The sequence below is a fragment of the Microbulbifer sp. ABF4_107 genome (assembly GCF_056312215.1).
The window spans coordinates 4,013,523-4,031,433 of record NZ_CM149983.1 but is presented as its reverse complement, the minus strand read 5'-3'; the positions used below and the strand labels follow the sequence as shown (position 1 = coordinate 4,031,433).

General features: G+C 61.0%; 14 protein-coding genes. 10 read left to right on the top strand and 4 right to left on the bottom strand.

Annotation, left to right across the window (positions count from 1 at the left end):
- Positions 1-42: 42 nt before the first annotated feature.
- From ACYX4K_RS16570 to ACYX4K_RS16555, 4 genes are all read left to right on the top strand, one after another.
- Positions 43-2,037 carry a M1 family metallopeptidase gene (locus ACYX4K_RS16570; RefSeq protein ID WP_475091050.1) on the top strand — a complete coding sequence of 665 codons (1,995 nt, stop codon included), beginning with the start codon at positions 43-45 and terminating at the stop codon, positions 2,035-2,037.
- Between the two features lie 229 nt (positions 2,038-2,266).
- Positions 2,267-3,337: an efflux RND transporter periplasmic adaptor subunit gene (locus tag ACYX4K_RS16565; RefSeq protein ID WP_475091051.1), complete on the top strand. Its 1,071-nt coding sequence runs from the start codon at positions 2,267-2,269 to the stop codon at positions 3,335-3,337.
- The gene (locus ACYX4K_RS16560; RefSeq protein ID WP_475091052.1) at positions 3,334-6,453 is read left to right on the top strand and encodes an efflux RND transporter permease subunit; all 3,120 of its coding nucleotides are present in this window, start codon (positions 3,334-3,336) and stop codon (positions 6,451-6,453) included. The genes ACYX4K_RS16565 and ACYX4K_RS16560 overlap by 4 nt, the downstream gene beginning before the upstream one ends.
- Before the next feature lie 173 nt (positions 6,454-6,626).
- The gene (locus ACYX4K_RS16555; RefSeq protein WP_475091053.1) at positions 6,627-6,818 is read left to right on the top strand and encodes a hypothetical protein; all 192 of its coding nucleotides are present in this window, start codon (positions 6,627-6,629) and stop codon (positions 6,816-6,818) included.
- 6 nt (positions 6,819-6,824) lie between these two features.
- Here ACYX4K_RS16555 and serB read toward each other — a convergent pair whose 3' ends face one another.
- Entirely contained in the window at positions 6,825-7,856 is a 1,032-nt protein-coding gene (serB, locus tag ACYX4K_RS16550; protein WP_475091054.1) for a phosphoserine phosphatase SerB, read from the bottom strand.
- Here serB and ACYX4K_RS16545 point away from each other — a divergent pair.
- The 6 genes from ACYX4K_RS16545 to ACYX4K_RS16520 all read left to right on the top strand — a co-directional run bounded on the left by ACYX4K_RS16545 (position 7,855) and on the right by ACYX4K_RS16520 (position 11,871).
- Complete coding sequence (locus ACYX4K_RS16545) at positions 7,855-8,034, top strand: hypothetical protein (RefSeq protein WP_475091055.1); 180 nt, start codon at positions 7,855-7,857, stop codon at positions 8,032-8,034. The two genes, serB and ACYX4K_RS16545, sit on opposite strands and share 2 nt — an antisense overlap.
- Positions 8,031-9,125, top strand: a complete 1,095-nt coding sequence (locus ACYX4K_RS16540; protein WP_475091056.1) for a hypothetical protein — start codon at positions 8,031-8,033, stop codon at positions 9,123-9,125. The genes ACYX4K_RS16545 and ACYX4K_RS16540 overlap by 4 nt, the downstream gene beginning before the upstream one ends.
- A 378-nt stretch (positions 9,126-9,503) precedes the next feature.
- Entirely contained in the window at positions 9,504-9,776 is a 273-nt protein-coding gene (locus tag ACYX4K_RS16535) for a hypothetical protein (RefSeq protein WP_475091057.1), read from the top strand.
- A gap of 99 nt (positions 9,777-9,875) precedes the next feature.
- Entirely contained in the window at positions 9,876-10,286 is a 411-nt protein-coding gene (locus tag ACYX4K_RS16530) for a hypothetical protein (RefSeq protein ID WP_475091058.1), read from the top strand.
- A 137-nt stretch (positions 10,287-10,423) separates the two neighbouring features.
- Positions 10,424-11,209 carry a 3-hydroxybutyrate dehydrogenase gene (locus ACYX4K_RS16525; RefSeq protein ID WP_475091059.1) on the top strand — a complete coding sequence of 262 codons (786 nt, stop codon included), beginning with the start codon at positions 10,424-10,426 and terminating at the stop codon, positions 11,207-11,209.
- Complete coding sequence (locus tag ACYX4K_RS16520; RefSeq protein WP_475091060.1) at positions 11,194-11,871, top strand: response regulator; 678 nt, start codon at positions 11,194-11,196, stop codon at positions 11,869-11,871. Before ACYX4K_RS16525 ends, ACYX4K_RS16520 begins: the two co-directional genes overlap by 16 nt.
- A 388-nt stretch (positions 11,872-12,259) precedes the next feature.
- On the opposite strand, the gene ACYX4K_RS16515 is transcribed toward ACYX4K_RS16520, so the two are convergent.
- The 3 genes from ACYX4K_RS16515 to ACYX4K_RS16505 form a co-directional block, all read right to left on the bottom strand.
- Complete coding sequence (locus ACYX4K_RS16515; RefSeq protein WP_475091061.1) at positions 12,260-13,192, bottom strand: alpha/beta hydrolase; 933 nt, start codon at positions 13,190-13,192, stop codon at positions 12,260-12,262.
- Positions 13,179-14,378: an MFS transporter gene (locus tag ACYX4K_RS16510; RefSeq protein ID WP_476178731.1), complete on the bottom strand. Its 1,200-nt coding sequence runs from the start codon at positions 14,376-14,378 to the stop codon at positions 13,179-13,181. The genes ACYX4K_RS16515 and ACYX4K_RS16510 overlap by 14 nt, the downstream gene beginning before the upstream one ends.
- Before the next feature lie 98 nt (positions 14,379-14,476).
- Positions 14,477-17,902, bottom strand: a complete 3,426-nt coding sequence (locus ACYX4K_RS16505) for a PAS-domain containing protein (protein WP_476178730.1) — start codon at positions 17,900-17,902, stop codon at positions 14,477-14,479.
- Between the last annotated feature and the right edge of the window lie 9 nt (positions 17,903-17,911).

Sequence of the window (17,911 nt, the reverse complement as noted above, 5' to 3'; positions counted from 1 at the left end):
CCCAGTTCTGAATCCACAAGTACAACAATCACGGAGCCCGCCATGCTGCCCCAATTGTTCCACACCAGCTTCGGCCGTCTGATCGGCGCCGGACTGCTTGCCTGCAGCCTCGTCACACTGAGCGCCTGCAGCAAATCGGAAGACCCCGCAAGACAGAAACAGATCGAAGAGCGCCCCGCTGCCAGCCAGAGCACCGAGGACGCGCCGGCCAACCAGGAAAAGCAGGGCCCGATGGCAGAGAAAGGCGCCCCGGAATCTGGTGTCGACTACCACTCCTTTGCGAACACAGACGACTATCGCGTCAAGCACCTCGATCTGGACCTCACCGCCGATTTTGACAACAAGGTGCTGAAGGGCGAAGCCATCCTCGACATCCAGCGCCTCACCCAGAAAAGCCCCGCGCTGATTCTCGACACCCGCGATATCGACGTCACTGCCGTGCGCGCGGGAGTGGGCAACAGCCTGCAGGACGTGAAATTCAGCATGGGCAAAACCGACCCGAACCTGGGCACCCCGCTGAAGATCAACCTGCCCAAGGGCGCCAACAAGGTCGCCATTCAGTACCAGACCTCCCCCGGCGCCTCCGGCGTGCAGTGGCTGGAGCCGCAGCAGACCGCGGGCAAGAAACACCCCTTCCTGTTCACCCAGGCCCAGGCCATTCACGCGCGCAGCTTTATTCCCCTGCAGGACACCCCGCAGGTGCGCATGACCTACAAGGCCACCATCCGCACCCCGCAGGAATTGCGCGCGGTGATGAGTGCCAACAACGATCCGGAAGCGGAACTGGATGGCGTGTTCGAATTTGAAATGCCCCAGGCGATTCCGTCCTACCTGATCGCCATCGGTATCGGCAACCTGGACTTCAAGGCCATGGGTGAGCGCACCGGCGTTTACGCCGAGCCGGAACTGCTGGAAGCCGCGGCAAAAGAGTTCGAAGACACCGAGGACATGCTCGAGGTCACCGAAGAAAACTTTGGCCCCTACCGCTGGGACCGCTACGACCTGCTGATCCTGCCCCCGAGCTTCCCCTTCGGCGGTATGGAAAATCCGCGCCTGTCCTTTATCACCCCCACCGTGATCGCCGGTGACAAGAGCCTGGTGGCGCTGATCGCCCACGAACTGGCCCACTCCTGGTCCGGCAACCTGATCACCAACGCCAGCTGGCGCGACCTGTGGCTGAACGAAGGCTTCACCACCTACCTCACCAACCGCATCATGCAGTTTGTGTACGGTGACGAGCGCTACCAAATGGAAATGGCCCTGGGTTACGACGACCTGAAGGCCGACCTTGCGGACCGCCCGGACAAAGACGAGATCATGGCCATCGACCTGCGCGGCCGCGATCCGGACGAAGTTTTCTCGAATATCCCCTACGAAAAAGGCTCCCTGTTCCTGTACGAACTGGAGCAGAAAGTGGGCCGCGAGAATTTCGACAAATTCCTGATGGAATACTTCAATCACTTCGCGTTCCAGAGCATCACCACCGAAGACTTTGTGAAGTATCTGGATGAGACGCTGCTGAAGCAGTACCCGGACAAACTGGATCGCGCACGTATTCAGGAGTGGATCTTTGAACCGGGTATTCCCGAAGGTGCCCCGCAGCCCACGTCCGACGCTTTCACCAAGCTGGACCCGATCCGCGAGAAATGGCTGAACGGCGAGATGAAAGCCAGCGATATCGACACCAAGGGCTGGACCTTCCATCAGTGGAAATACTTCCTCGACGGCATGCCGGAAAAACTGAGCGAAGATCAGCTGAAAGAACTGGACGGGACCTTTGACCTGACCCAGTCGAAAAACAACGAAATCGCCTTCAGCTGGCTGATGATCGCCGTGCGCAACGACTACGAGCCGGCCAACCAACGCCTGGAAGATTTCCTGGTAAGTATCGGCCGCAACAAGTTCCTGCGCCCGCTGTATCGCAACCTGGTGGAAAACGGCAAGACCGACGAAGCCAAGCGTATCTTCGAGAAAGCCAAGCCGGGTTACCACCCGCTGACCGTGAAGGTGAACAGCAAGATTATTTACGGCAACTGATTCGCCAGCACACCTCTCCCACCGGAGCAATCCCGACTCATCGCGGGAAATTCACTGCTCATCGAATTGCCTCCCGCCGCCCATTTGGCGGGAGGTAAATTTATGTAAATCTCCTCAATCCTGACATTTCATCCCTTTATTCTGGCCTGAAAGTTGCTGCACTTGGTGCCAGACTTGTGCCCGCAGGAAACGACATAACGCCGCTGACCATCAGGTATTTCCAATCATCATGAAATTGATCCGCGCTTTCGGACCCATTCGCGCGAGCGTCTTCACGCTGCTCGCCACTTTCTCCATCCCATCCACCCTCCACGCCCAGGGACCCAATGCCGGCCCAGTACCCGTGCGCGCGGCCACCGTGGAGCTGGAGCAGATCTCCAATCCGGTAGAGGCACTGGGCACTGCGAGAGCCTGGGAATTCGTGTCCCTGCGCGCCGGGGTCACCGAACATATCAGCAAGATTCATTTCGAAAGTGGCCAAAAGGTGAAAGCCGGTGAGGTGCTGGTGGAACTGAGCCACGGTGAGGAACTGGCGGAACTGGCGGGGGCACGCGCCACATTAGAGCGCTTTGAGCGGGATGAAAAACGCCTGCGTGGCCTGGTGAACAAAAACCTGACCACCCGCGAGCAGTGGGAAGCGGTGCAGACCCAGGTGGCAGAGACCCGCGCGCTGATCGATGGCCTGCAGGCGCGCATCGACGATCGCATTATCCGCGCGCCGTTCGACGGTCAGCTGGGGCTGCGCAATATCAGCGTGGGCAGTCTGGCCACCCCCACCACCGAGATCACCACCATTCAGGAAATCGACCGGCTGAAGCTGGACTTCACCGTACCCGAGCGGCAGTTGTCCGCGATTTCCGGCGGCATGAAAATTGAGGCCATGAGTCAGGCGCACCCCAAGCGGGTATTCAATGGCGAGGTGATGATTGTGGAAGCGCGTGTGGATCCGCAGACCCGCGCCTTTACCGTACGCGGCCGTCTCGACAACCCGGACAGCGACCTCAAGCCGGGGATGCTGCTGCGGGTGAAGATCATCAGCAATCCGCGCCAGGCCCTGACCATTCCCGAGGCGGCGCTGGTGCCGCTGGCGGGCGACCAGTCGGTGTTTGTGGTGAAGAAAACCGAGGGCGGGCATATGGTGCAGCGCCGCGAGGTGGAAATTGGCCAGCGCTACCGGGGCAAGGTGGAGGTGCTCTCCGGTCTCAATCAGGGGGATCAGGTAGTGACCCGCGGCACCCTGCATATCCGCGACGGCCAGGCGGTTTCCATTACCGCTGAAGAGGGAGCGGCCAGCCAATGATCATCAGTGATACGGCGGTCAAACGCCCGGTCTTTGCGCTGGTTCTGGCGCTGTTGCTGGTGGTGTTCGGCCTGATCAGTTTTGACCGGCTGGCACTGCGGGAATACCCGGATATCGACCCGCCCATTGTATCCATCGACACCAATTACCCGGGTGCCTCGGCGGATATTGTCGAGACCCGTATCACCCGTCTGATCGAGGACCGCATTGCCGGGATCGAGGGGATCAAGACAGTTACCTCATCCAGCACCGACGGGCGCTCGCGGATTTCCATCGAGTTCAATATCAACCGCGACGTGGATGGCGCGGCCAACGATATCCGCGACCGGGTTTCCGGGGTGCTGAACAACCTGCCGGTAGAGGCGGATCCCCCCGAGATCGAAAAGGTCGACAGCAGCGACGACGTGGTGATCTGGCTGAATCTCACCTCCGATCGCATGACCGTGCCGGAACTCACCGATTATGCCAATCGCTACCTGGTGGACCGTTTCTCGGTGCTGGACGGCGTGGCGCGGGTGCGGGTGGGCGGGGCCAAGGACTTTGCCATGCGTATCTGGCTGGACCGCGGCGCCATGACCGCGCACAACGTTACCAGCGCGGATATCGAACAGGCCCTGCGCGCGGAAAACCGCGAGCTGCCGGCGGGCTATCTGGAATCCACCGATCGCCAGTTCACCCTGCGCCTGCAGCGCCAGTTCCAGAGTGCCGAGGATTTTGCGCGGCTCGCGATCGCCACCGGCGACAGCGGCCATGTGGTGCGCCTGGGTGACGTGGCCCGCGTCGAGCTGGGTTCCGCAGAAGACCGTTCCACCTTCCGCGGCAATGGCGAACCCATGGTGGGTATCGGTATTACCCGCCAGTCCACCGGCAATATTGTGGCGGTGGCAGAAGCGGCCAAGGCGGAGATGGACCAGGTCAACAAGACCCTGCCGGACGGCATGCGCCTGAGCCAGAGTTACGACGCCTCGGTATTTGTGTCCGAGGCGATCAAGGAGGTGTACACCACCCTCGTCATCGCGGTGATTCTGGTCACCCTGGTAATCTATCTGTTCCTGGGTAACTGGCGCGCGACCCTGGTGCCGGCGGTGACGGTGCCGGTATCTCTGATCGCTACTTCCATTCTTCTGTACGCTTTCGGTTTCAGTATCAACCTACTGACTTTGCTGGCGCTGGTGCTGGCCATCGGCCTGGTGGTGGACGATGCCATCGTGGTGCTGGAAAACATTTTCCGGCGCATGGACGAGTACGGCGAGCCGCCGCTGCTGGCCGCCTATCGCGGCGCGCGCGAGGTGGGCTTCGCGGTGGTGGCGACGACGCTGGTGCTTGTGGCGGTGTTTGTGCCGATTACTTTTCTTGAGGGGGATATCGGCCGGCTGTTTTCCGAGTTCGCACTCACCATGTCCGCGGCGGTGATCTTTTCTTCCATCACCGCACTGACCCTGTCGCCGATGCTGGCGGCAAAACTTATCCGCCCCAACGATCAGCACAATGCCGCCACACGCTTTATGGACAATGCACTGACCCGCATCCAGCGGGTGTATGGCCGCGGCCTGAATGTGCTGCTGCGCAGGCACTGGATTGCCGGCCTGGTGTTCGTGGGCGTGATGGCGTTTGCCGCGCTGTCGTTCCGGCTTATCCCCACCGAGTATGCGCCGCGGGAAGACCGCGGTTCCTTCTTCCTGCTGGTGAACGGCCCCGAAGGCGCCAGCTACCAGTACATGCAGGAGTACATGGACATTATCGAGGCGCGGCTGATGCCGCTGGTGGAAAAAGGCTACGTAAACCGCCTGCTGGTGCGCTCGCCGCGCTCCTTCGGCACCTCCGCCACCTTCAACACCGGCATGGTGATTTTCACCCTGGCCCCCTGGGGCGAGCGGCCATCCGGATTTGAATTGATGAACCAGGTGCGCGAAGCGGTTAAGGACCTCAGCGGGGTGCGCGCCTTCCCGGTAATGCGCCAGAGCTTTGGCGGTGGCCTGGGTAAGCCGGTGCAGTTTGTACTGGGTGGCAGCAGCTACGAGCAGCTGACCCAGTGGCGGGATCAGCTGAGTGCAGCCATCGACGAATCCAACCCGGGCCTGCTGGGTGTGGACTGGGACTACAAGGAAACCCAGCCGCAGCTACGCATCAATGTGGATTACGAGCGCGCCGCGGATCTCGGTGTGCAGGTGAGCGATGTGGGCACCACCCTGCAGACCATGTTCGGTTCGCTCCGCGCCACCACCTTTATCAATAACGGTGAAGAGTACGACGTGATCCTCGAGGGCGAGCGGGAAATGCAACGCACCCCGGACAGCCTGGAGAATCTCTATGTGCGCTCAAAAACTACCGGTGAAATGATTCCCCTGCAGAGCCTGGTGGAAGTGAGCGAGTACGCGGATTCACCGCAACTGCAGCGCTATAACCGGGTGCGCTCCATTACCCTCGACGCCAACCTGGCGGACGGCCTGGTGCTTGGCGAGGCTCTGCAATACCTGAATCAGCTGGCGGAGGAAAATCTCGAGGGTTCGCCGGTGATCGACTACAAGGGTCAGTCCAAGAGCTTCCAGGATTCCAGCAATACCATTCTGTTCGCGATCCTGCTGGGAGCCCTGGTGGTATTCCTGGTACTCGCCGCCCAGTTCGAAAGCTTCGTGCACCCGCTGGTGATTATGTTCACCGTGCCCCTGGCCATGGCCGGTGCCTTGCTGGGCCTGCTGCTCACCAATCAGTCGCTGAATATCTACAGCCAGGTGGGACTGATCATGCTGGTGGGGCTGGCGGCCAAGAACGGCATTCTGATCGTGGAATTTGCCAACCAGCTGCGCGATCGCGGTGTAGAGTTTGGCCAGGCTCTGCGCCAGGCCTCGGAAACCCGCCTGCGCCCTATTCTGATGACCGGCATCACTACCGCTGCCGGTTCGCTGCCACTGCTGTTGTCCTCCGGTGCCGGCTCGGAAACCCGCGCGGTGATCGGTACCGTGGTGCTGTTCGGGGTATTGGCGGCAACGCTGTTTACCGTCTATATCGTGCCGGTGGCTTACGATGTGCTGGCGCGGCGCACCGGATCACCGGGCCAGGTAGCGCGGGACGTGGATGCGCTCGAAGCAGAGCATCCGGTGCAAAAAGGAGATTGATTGGCGCCGATTATCACCGGGGGCTATCGGCGCCGACGCTTTTCTCTTAATCTTCTGCGCACTTTCACGTGCCGGGTGCAACTTTTTCCGGGCCCGGTGCGTCTATTGATTGCCGGTCACAACACCACCGGCATCATCGGAAAGACACTGCAAAACGCTGACAGGGACTCAACATGTTGATGGGTAAGCGCACACTCGCCGCCATTGTACTGATCATATTCGCGCTGTTTATGGCCGCCTGTAACAAACAGGCCTGCTACAAGGACGGCAACAACAAGCGCAAACCGCCAATTCCGTTCGCCAGCGTGGTCAGCGAATTCGCACCGGTGGCGGGACTCGCTGGCGCCTACACTACCCTTCACTGAGCGAAATTACGCGCCTTCGTGCAGCAGTTGCGCGATTTGCCGGTCGTTGAGGCCAAACAGGTACAGCGCTGCATCCAGGCCAAAGCCGTCAATCGCCTGCGGCGCCTCGGCGCGCACCTTGGGCTTGGCGTGGAAGGCGATTCCCAGCGCTCCCAATGCCAGCATCGGCAGATCGTTGGCACCATCTCCCACCGCAATCACCTGATCCAGGGGCAGCTCCAGCTCTTGCGCAATCTCCTGCAGCAGTAGCGCCTTGCGCGCACCGTCCACAATCGGATCGATCACATTACCGGTCAGTGCGCCGCCATCGAACTCCAGCAGGTTTGCGTGCACAAAATCCACCGCCAGGTGGTTTTCGCGCAGGTAGTTGGCGAAATAGGTAAATCCGCCGGAGAGAATCGCGCTCTTGCAGCCGAGGGCTCGCAGGGCGAGCAGCAGACGCTGGGCACCGGGCATAATCGGAATCCGCGGGGCAATTTCCGCGAGGCTGGCCTCGGTAAAGCCTTTCAGCAGGCTCATGCGCTTGCGGAAGCTCTGCTGGAAGTCCAGCTCACCGCGCATGGCAGACAGGGTAATTTCCGCCACCTGGTCGCCAACGCCGGCGATCTTGGCGAGCTCGTCAATAACTTCCGCCTGGATCAGGGTGGAATCCATATCGAAGCAGGCCAGTTTCGGTGCGCGCTGGGTTACCCCCGCCTGCAACACCAGCTCCAGTCCCAGTGACTGCCCGAGATCCAGCAGCGCGAGGCGCGCCGCGGCAAAGGCGATATCGCCCTCCAGCTGAATCCGTACCACCTTGCAGTCGGCGCGGGCCGCCAGGATATCCAGTGCCACCGGGCGCCACTGGTCCGCATTCACAAATGCGGCCAGTTTTTCCAGCTGCGCTGCCTCAATGTCTCCGGCAAGTACTGTCAGACACCAGGGAGCGGTTACCGCGGCGGGCTTTTCCGGGAGCGCCCGGGCGACGGGAAAGGCAAAGGCGGACGCGCAGTGGGCGGCGAGGGATGCGTACTGGGAAGTGGGGGAGTTGGCGTCCATGACTGACTCTTTCTTGTTAACGGCTGCCGGCGGCGATTGCCGGCAAATTGACCGGCCCGGCAGCAAAACCTGCCGCAACCCGGCGAAATGGCCGCGCATTATAGCCCGGCGCGTTTTTTCGCTGAAGAAGTGGGATAAAATCAGCGGCTGTACTGCCAGCGAATGCATAACAAGATGAAAAACCTTCTCGCCAGCCTGTCCGGACTCTCAGCCAGCCTGCCCCAGTGGCTGGCCGGTCTTAGCCGCAACCAACAGCGCCATTTGCTCGCCGCCACCATCTGGCTGACCCTCGCCGGTTTCTGTGTCGCCACCCTCGGCCACGCCTACAGCCAGCAGTTATCCACAGCCAAACGCCAAGACCGCGCCAGCGCCCAGGCCGCCGCCAGACTGCTCGCGGGCCAGAGTCTGCAACAGATCGTCGCCGGTGACCGTATCAGCCTGCAGTTACTGGCACAGCAGACCCTGGAGCTGCCCGCGGTGCACGGCGTGACCATCCAGGACGTGGATTCCAGTCCCCTGGCACAGACCGGTGTGCGCGACCGCGGCGAGATGATCACCGAGCCTGTGGTACTCCACGACAGCTTCGCCGGTAGCGTAGCGCTGAATATCCAGCCCGGCTCCGGGGTCGGTTACCCCTGGGCGAGCTTGCTGCTGTGCCTGATCTTCGCCCTGCCATTCAGCGCCGCCTGCGCGCTGGCCATTACCCAGCTGGTATCCGCCAAACCCCAGCAGCGCAAACCACTACTGGTCCCCAAAGCCCAACCCAAACCGCCCCCGGAAGTCACCGCCGGCCTCTACCTGCGCCCGCTGAACTGGGCCCAGCTCGGCAACCAGCTTTCCCGCAGCGCGCTGGATAATCTGCAGAGTGAACTGGAACAGCGCCTGCAGCTGCTCACTCGAATCTACGACGCCCGCCCGCTGCCCAGTGCCGGTCCATTTGTGGGTCTCGGCTTCGCCGGTGAAGACGCCGCCTTTCGCGCAATATGCGCAGGCCTGCTACTGCGCGGCCTGCAACAGTCCAGCCGCGCCACCGGCCTGCAACTGGCGCTGTCCGTGTTGCCGGCAAAACCGGAACAGTTCGATTTCAACGGCGAACAACTGCTCAGCCAGTCCCGCGGCCTGACCCTGCATCCGCAACTGCTGGATGACGAGTCGCTGGAAAATCGTATCCAGTGCCACACCACCAGTTGGGGCGCGGAAGTGACCGGGTTGAATCCGAAATTGCAGCAGTTGCTGGATAATCAATTGCAGCAGCTGGTTAGCGCGTGAATCGCGAACGAAACCAGCTATTCAGTACATAGTCAGATGCGAAGGTGTCGATATCCGGTGCGGGTTTGCGAGACCTTCGAAAACATGGATGTTTTCGCAGAGCCCCCAGGGATGGGTGCACGGCGTGTCTCGCAAACCCGCACCGGATAGCGGCACCACCTCTTCCTTTCGACAATTCCACTTATATCCCTTCCCCCCGTCATAACTTTTTAGTTGTTGATATTCATCGCAACGGGTCGTGATTGCTCCTGCGCCACCCTTTAATAACTTTCACTTGGGTTTCGAACCATTTTCGCCGGTTGTCAACAGAAGGTTTTGACCGGTGGGTGGCTCGAAGGAAAGTAAGAAAGTTACCCGCCTGCGGGCGCGGAGGTTTTCATGAAGCGTTCACTCGGAGGACTCGCCGGGGCATTGGGGGCAGCGGCACTGCTGACGCTCACTGGTTGCACCAGCATGGAGGACATGACTGACACGACCACAGCGGTAAACCGAACTGGCGAAGGCCCCGGTTACTACTCGGTAAAAGGCCGTTACTACCACTGCCACCAGAACGGGAAATGCCACAACGTGCGCAACCCCAGTTACTACCAGCGCGGCAGTGGTGACTATCGCCACGATCTGCCCAGGCACCGCGTCAATCAGCCCCGCTGATTGCCTTCTCATCGCTGATCAGTCAATGAACCCGGTGCACCTACTGCCCGCGTGAACGCGTACAGCCCCGCACCAAAAACCGCCTCGCGGAGGTCTCACATGAATCGCATCGTTAAAAAAGCCCTAATGGCCTTAACGGTTTTCGGCAGCCTGACCCTGGGTGCCTGTGTCTCGGACGGCTACTACAGCTCCAGCACCACAGGCTATTCCACCTACCCGTACTCACGCCCCTATGTCTACCCCTCGGGCAGTGTCTCCTTCTACTATTCGTCACCGCGCTATTACCGCTACGGCGCCTATCCCCGTTACTACCGCGGTGGCTACTATCGCTATCACGGTCGCCACTACTACAACCGTCCGGGCTATCGCCCCGGTAAACCTGGATATCGTCCCGGCCGTCCTGGGCATCGCCCTCCGCACGCGTCACATCGCCCAGGTCGCCCCGCTCATCGTCCAGGTCGTCCGGCGCATCGTCCTTCCCGCCCGGCTCGCGGTGGTCGCCGCCGCTAACAGGGTGTATTGAAACCCTCACGATGAGAGAAGCCGCCTGAGGGCGGCTTCTCGCGTTTCATACCTTGGTCATACAGACCCGTATCTCCTCCCGCTGCTAGGATCTTCATAAATAAAAATGCATGCGGGAGTTTGCCGTGCACAAAGATTCATCACACGCCGTTCTGATCACCGGTTCCACCAGTGGAATCGGACTGGCCATGGCCCACTGTTTCGGGCGCGCCGGCTATCACGTGATGCTGCATGGCCTCGCCGACCGGGACAGCGCGCAGGCACTACTGGCAGAGTTCGCGCACTACAGTGGTAGAAGCGGCTTCAGCAGCGCCGACCTGTCGACCGAGGAAGGTTGCGCGCAGCTGGTGAGTGACACCCGCGAAGCCATCGGCAACCCCTCGGTACTGGTAAACAACGCCGGCATCCAGTTCACCGCCCCCGCCCACGATTTTCCCGCGGAAAAATGGCAACAGATTCTCGCCATCAATCTCAGTGCAGGCTTCTACCTGAGCCGCGACCTGCTGCCGGCGATGCGCGCGGCGAACTGGGGTCGCGTGATCAATATTGCCTCGGTGCACGGACTGGTGGCATCCGAACACAAGGCGGCCTATTGCGCCGCCAAGCACGGACTGATCGGCCTGACCAAGGTACTGGCATTGGAGAACGCGGATTGCAATATAACCGCCAATGCGATCTGCCCGGGCTGGGTAGAGACACCGCTGATTCAACCGCAGATCGAGGCAATCAGCCGTGAGCAGCAGGTAGACCTGGAGTCTGCACGGGCGGAGCTGGTAGGCGCGAAGCAACCGATGGCGAAGGCGAGCAAGCCTGAGGCCATTGGCGAGCTGGCGCTGTATTTGTGTGGCGATTTTGCCAGCACCATTACCGGTGCGGCGCTGCCGGTGGACGGTGGATGGACCGCGCAGTAGTATCCTTCGCACCCGATCAATTTATCCTGCAGGGTGCTGCCGTGAATTATCAGTTGTTGATTGCCGACGATCATCCGCTCTACCGCGATGCATTGGCGACGACCCTTTCCAGTCATTTCCCCAATTCGGATCTGCTGCAGAGTGAGGATCTGGATTCGACCCTTGAGCGGCTTTCCCAATCTGAAGTCGATTTACTATTACTGGATTTGAATATGCCGGGCAGTGAGGGCTTTTCGGGGCTTGCGCGTATCCGCAACGATTTCCCGGCGGTGCCGGTGGTTGTGGTTTCCGGCAGTGACAAGCACTCGGTGATCCAGCAGGCGTCCAGCCTGGGGGCCAGCGGCTTTCTTTCCAAAACGGCGCGACCGGATGAGATTCTGCAGTGTATCGAGACTGTGCTTGCTGGTGACCAGTGGTTTAGCGAAGAGGCATTACAGGCTGAGACGGAATCGGCGCTGGCGGAGAAGCTCGGCCAGTTGACGCCACAACAGCTGAAAATTTTTCAGATGATTGCCCAGGGGATGCTGAACAAGCAGATTGCTTACGACCTGGATATCACCGAACCCACCGTAAAAAGCCACGTGACCGCGATTTTACGCAAGCTGGAGTTACGGGATCGCAAGCAGCTAATTCGTGAGGCTCAGGTACTGATTCAACTCTGAGTCTGGTTTTTTACTTCGTAGCCTTTTTGTTCGGAGCTTGGTCCTTGGATCTGTGGCGGTGGATCACCGGGTGCAGGTTTTCAGGACCGCTGTGAACCCATCCCTGGGCGCTGCGGCGCAAACATCCTGTTTGCGACGCTCCTGAAAACCTGCACCCGGCACTCCACCTTCAATTTTGACCATTACATTCCGTAAGGAAATTTGTTGCTTACGAGGTAGTGATGCCCAAATTTAAGGGCAGGTGGCGGGGATCCGTTTTTGAAAGCGTCGGCGACAGGGACGTCGCCGACGCAGCGTACAGGGATGTATTCACAGCGGTTTCAAAAACGGATACCCGGTGCCTGGCCGCCACATTAGAAGACCAGAGCACCAAACCCATACCACTGAACTAAATCCCCTGAAGATACTCAGCAACATGGCGGTAGACCCGGCCACACGCATCGGGAACAATATTTTCGATATTCAGAAAAGCGTGAATCATGTCGTCAAAGTGCAGATGCTCGGCATTGGCACCACCGGCTCGTACTTTATTCACATATTCCACACCTTCATCCCGCAGCGCACAAAACTCGGCGGTGATCACCATAGACGCAGGCATGTTTTTGGTGAACTCACCGTGTAGCGGAGATGTCTGGCAGGGATTTTCACCACTCTGCAAATAGTTTTCGAAGTACCAGAGAATTTTTTCTTTCTCCAGCAAATAGCCACGGCCATTTTCTTCGATGGACGGCGCCTGCATGGTGTAGTCGAGGCTGGGGTAAATCAGAACCTGGGCATCGATGGTATGAGGCTGGTGCTGCAGGATTCGCGTGGCGGTAGCGACCAGGGCACCGCCGCCGGAATCACCCATCAGAACCCAGCGGCCATTGTGGGCAACGTTTTTGCGATCCAGGGTTTCGCCGAGGTTGCGCACCACACTGATCAGGTCATTGAGCGCTGCCGGGTAGGGATTTTCCGGAGCCAGACGGTACTCCACGGAAATTACATTGCGCTTGCACGCGTCGGCAACACGGCGGCAGATTGGATCGTAAACCGAGACGCTGCCGGCCATGTGGCCGCCGCCGTGGCAGTAAATAATGGATGCACTTTCGGCCGCATCCTCCGGCTGGTAAATGCGCACCGGCACGGAATATTCCCCACCTTTTACCACCGTATCCGCCACCGCCATTTCCGGGCCCGGCTCTACAAAATTGCGGGTCAGGTTGGCGAGGCTTTCGCGGGCATTTACCGGGGTCGCTTCAAAGCCCGCGGCTTTCAACTGCGCAATCTGTGCATTGACCGCTTCCAGCCACTCGGCCAGTTTGGGTTCAAGCTGTCGCATTGTCCGCCTCCAGGTTTTCCATTTCGGGTTTCTTGCCACTTTCCGGCAGCAGGAAAGAAAACACAAACAGGGACGCGGAGCAGGCCACCGCGAAGTAGGCGGCGGTTGCCGGTTCGCCGGTGATATCCGCGAGCACACCTGCGCCGTACATCAGCACGGTTTCAACGCCGTAGGAGATGGACCAGAACATGGCGAAGGTAACGGTAATTTTTGCCGGGGTCATGCCGGGCAGTTCCTGCGGCAGGGTAACCAGCGCGGTCATAGGCAGGAACATACAGAAGCCGGCGAGGGCCGCAGCGGTGTAGGCGATGATCGGGTCGCGGCTAGTGACCATCAGGGCCGCGAAAATGACCAGGGCGAGACCGCCAAAGCGCAGTACCGGCAGGCGCAGCGGGAAGCGCTTGGTGACGATAATACCGGCCACTGTGCCGAGCATGCCGGCGGCGATCATGACCGCAGACAGGTGGTGGCTCGCCACCGCGAAGCCGTCGATCAGCGGGAAGAGTGCGAATACCGCGATGTAGCAGAAAAGAACACCGCAGTAGGCCAGAGGCAGCCACCAGTTAAAGCCTTCCTTCGCGCCATGCTTGAAGCCGTATTCTTCCGCGGGCTTGTCGCCACCGCCAGACAGCGAGAAGTTCTCCGCGGTCAGCCACCACAGCACGCCCAGCGCCAGCACCATCACGCCGTACAGCACCACCACGGATTGCCAGCTGCCCAGCCAGCTCAGCAGGGTGGTAGTGGTGAGCAGGGCCAGCAGGTTACCGGTATTGAAAGCGGCAGCGTTGATGCCATTGATCAGCGGCCGCTCTTTGGCGGCGAAATAGTGCAGAACCACCGGTGCGAAATACACGATGGCCAGGGCGCCGCCGAGACCCAGCGCCAGACGCGACATCAGCCAGGCACCGTAGCTACCCGCCAGCGCACCGAAACCGCCGGCGGCAATCAGGATGATGGCGATGGCAAAGGCGCGCTTGGCACCGAGGCGCATCAGCAGCGCTGCCGCCGCCAGGTTGCCGACGATCTTGGCGATGGTGATGACGTTGCTACCCCAGGTGGCGTTGGCGAAGCCTTCCTCGCCAAAGGAAGACTGGATCGCCGGGGTGAGAATGGCCCCCGAAACCCAACTTGCGGCGAACAGCGCATAAGCGCTGAACATGAGTATTTCCAAAACATATTTTTTCATTTTTTACACCGCTCTTGTTCGCCTGCAGGGCAGGCTCCTACAGGCGAAATACTATTTTCATTATTCAATGACAGAGTGCTTTTCCAGCACCACCACCGCTATACGACCTTGGTCGCAGGCTCTGCCGGTTCGCGCACACGGGTTTTCTGCCGTTGCTGCAGTAGCGCACGCAGGGCCGCCGGGCGCAGGGGTTTTTGCAGGAACTGCCAGCCGGCGTTCTGCGCGCGGGTTTTCACGGTGTTGGTGTTTTCCGCAGAGATGATCACGCAGGGGATGCCGCCACCCCAGCGCGACAGCAGCTTGGCGGCGAGGTCGATGCCGTTGTCACCGTCATCCAGGTGGAAGTCCATCAACAGCAGGTCCGGCTCGTCCGCGGCCAGCGCCTCGGCGCGATTGCGCGCGCAGTGCACTGTGCAGCCCCAACCGCCGAGCAGAGCACTCATCGCCTCCAGAATCGACGGCTCGTTATCCACACACAGCACATTCAGATCCAGCCTGGCGCCGCGCCCCGGCACCGCCGCAATGGCCGAGCGCGGATTTACACGGGCGGTGGCGCGGGGCAGACGCACGCGGAATACACTGCCGCGGCCAAGTACCGAGGACAGACTGATCGGACTGTTCAACAGGCGGCACAGACGCTCCACCGTAGCCAGGCCGAGGCCGTAACCGTGCTGTCGCGCGGTATTCTCAGGATCATGAGACGTCAGCCGGCAGAACTCGCGGAAGATCGCCTGTTGCTGTTCGCGGGCAATACCCTCACCGGTATCCCACACCTCCAGAGAAATATCGGCACCGCACTTGCGCGCGGCCACCAACACCCCGCCGCGGGCGGTGTATTTGACCGCGTTGTCCAACAGGTTCTGTACCACCCGGCGCAGCATCCTCTCATCACTGTGCACCCACAGGTGACTGCGACGATAGCGCAAGCGGATACCGCGACTGCCGGCGGCAACCCTCGCCTGGGCCACCGCGTCGTCGAGAATACTGTCGAGGGAAACCGGCGCGAAGCTGGGGCGAATATCCCCCGCATCCATGCGCGCAATCTGCAGCATGTCGGTAATCAGTTGCTCGGCGGAGGCGAGCGCGCGGTCGGCGCGGGTAAGCAGTTGCCGACTGCTGTCTTCCAAAGGATGGGCGGCGAGGGCGTCGATAAACAGACGACTGGCGTTCAGGGGCTGCACCAGATCGTGACTGGCGGCCGCGAGGAAGCGGGTCTTGCCGGCACTGGCCGCCTGCAGTTCACGGTTCAACTCCTGCAGCTCATCGTTGACCGTCTCCAGTTCCGCGGTGCGGTGCGCTACTTTCTGCTCGAGGGAATTGCGGATCTCGGTGAGTTCGCCCAGCGCCCGCTGGTAATCGGAAACGTCGGTATAGGTCGTTACGAAACCACCACCGGGCAGCGGGTTGCCGCGAATTTCGAGAACCGTACCGTCGGTGCGATTGCGCTGTACCCGGTAGGCGGTGCCATTGCGCAGGTGCTCGACCCGCTTCTGCACATGCTCTTCCACATCGCCGGGCCCGCACTCGCCGCGGCTCGCGTTGTAGCGCACCAGCTCCGCCACCGGACGCCCCACATAAATCATTTCCGCCGGATAGTGGAACAACGCCAGATAGCGGCGATTCCAGGCCACCAGGTTGAGATTGGCATCCACCACCGAAATACCCTGGTCGATATTATCGATACTGCTCTGCAGCAGCCCCCGACCAAACTGGTAAATATCGGACGCCTGCTCCAGCTCATGGGAGGTGCTTTCCGGTTCGCCCAGCTGGCGCACCAGGCGCTGGGCGCTGGTGCTGCCAACGATGCCGGCAAGGATTTTCTCCACTGCTTCGCGGTAACTCTGGGAAGTATCCGCCGCGCTACTGCCGGTCGATTCACTTCCTGCACCCTGCCCCAGGGATGCCAGCGCCCGCGCCGCCGCATCTTCTCCCACAAAGCGCGCCAGCAGCTGTCGCAGCCGCGCCTTGTCCACCGGTGCGGCCTGCACCGCGGCACCGCCGGGCAGCCAGCGCCCCTGCAGCAGGGAAACGCCGATCAAAGTGAGCCCGTTGAGCCCCAGCCCAAACACACAGCTGGTGGTGAGCGCGTGCCACTCCAGTCCCAGGGTGTTGGCGATCAAATCCCATTGCCCCAGCGCCGCCGGTAGCGCAGACAGCGCCCAGATCAGGGCGCCGACTACCAGCCCGGCAATCACCCCCACCGCGCGCAGCTGCGGCCAGCGTGCCGGCCAGGTCACCGCGGCGATCATCGCCGGCGCCAACTGTGCGGCCAATGCCAGGGACAGCAGTCCGAAAGTACCCAGGCTCACGCCGGAGCCAATCAACTCGCTCACCCCGAAGGCGGCCAGCATCAGCAGGGCGATAATCACCCGCCGCACCCGCCGCAGGTCACTGCCCAGGGCAACACCTGCGGGGCGCTGCTGCAGGCGTTTCAGCCACAGGGGCACCACCATGGTGTTCGCGATCATGGTAGACAGGGCGATGGTGGCGATGATGACCATGCTGGAGCCGGCGGAAAGGCCACCAATAAACGCCAGCAGGGCAAGCCACGGCGTGCCGCTCTCAAGCGGGATGCCAAGCACGAAGCGCTCGGCATTGGTGTAGGTGTCCGGCAACCACAGCAACCCGCCGTATCCCACCACCAGCACCGCGGCAGATACCAGCGCAAGATATACCGGGATCAGCTTGCGCACCGGGCCGATATCCCGCTCGCCGTCGCTCTCGATCATCAGGATGTGAAATTGCCGCGGCAGGCAGAAGATGGCCGCCATCCCCAATACCACCACGGCAAAATACCCGGTATCCGCCGGGCGGGACTCGGCAATTGCCGCCACCCGCTCGCTGGCCAGGGCGCTGCGCGCCAGGTCGGCAGTGCCGTCAAAGGCGGAGTAGAGTACGAACCACGCCACCGCCACCAGCGCGCCGATCTTGACCAGTGCCTCGAACGCCACCGCCAGCAGCATGCCGTTGCGGTGCACCGAACTGTCGATATGGCGAGTGCCGAACAGCAGGGCAAACAGGCCCAGAGTGATGCCCACGACCGCAGTGACCACCGAGGCACTAGTGTCCGTTGAGCCCTCACCCGCCTGCGCCAGCAGCAGAAAACTGTCCGCCACCGCGCGCAACTGCAGGGACAGGTAGGGAACAATGGCCACCACCGCCAATAGCGCGACCGCAGCCGCCAGCCACTGGGATCCGCCGTACTGCGCGCTGATAAAATCCGCAATAGAGGTGGATCCCTGCTGCTTGGACAGGCGCACAAAACGCATCAGCAGGGGGGCGCCGAAGATCAGCATCAGGCAGGCGCCGACAAAGGTAGGGGGCAGCACCCATCCCTCGCTCACCGCCTGGGCGGGCACGCCAAAGAACATCCAGGCACTGGTATAGGTACCGGCGAGCGCGAGCAGCAGGGGTTTGACCGGGCGGATACGCCCGACCGGCAGCCGATCCCCCCAGAAGGCGATGGCAAACAGCAACAGCAGGTAGCTCAGGCCCACGGCGGCCAGCAGGGTAAGGCTGAACAATTGGCGCCT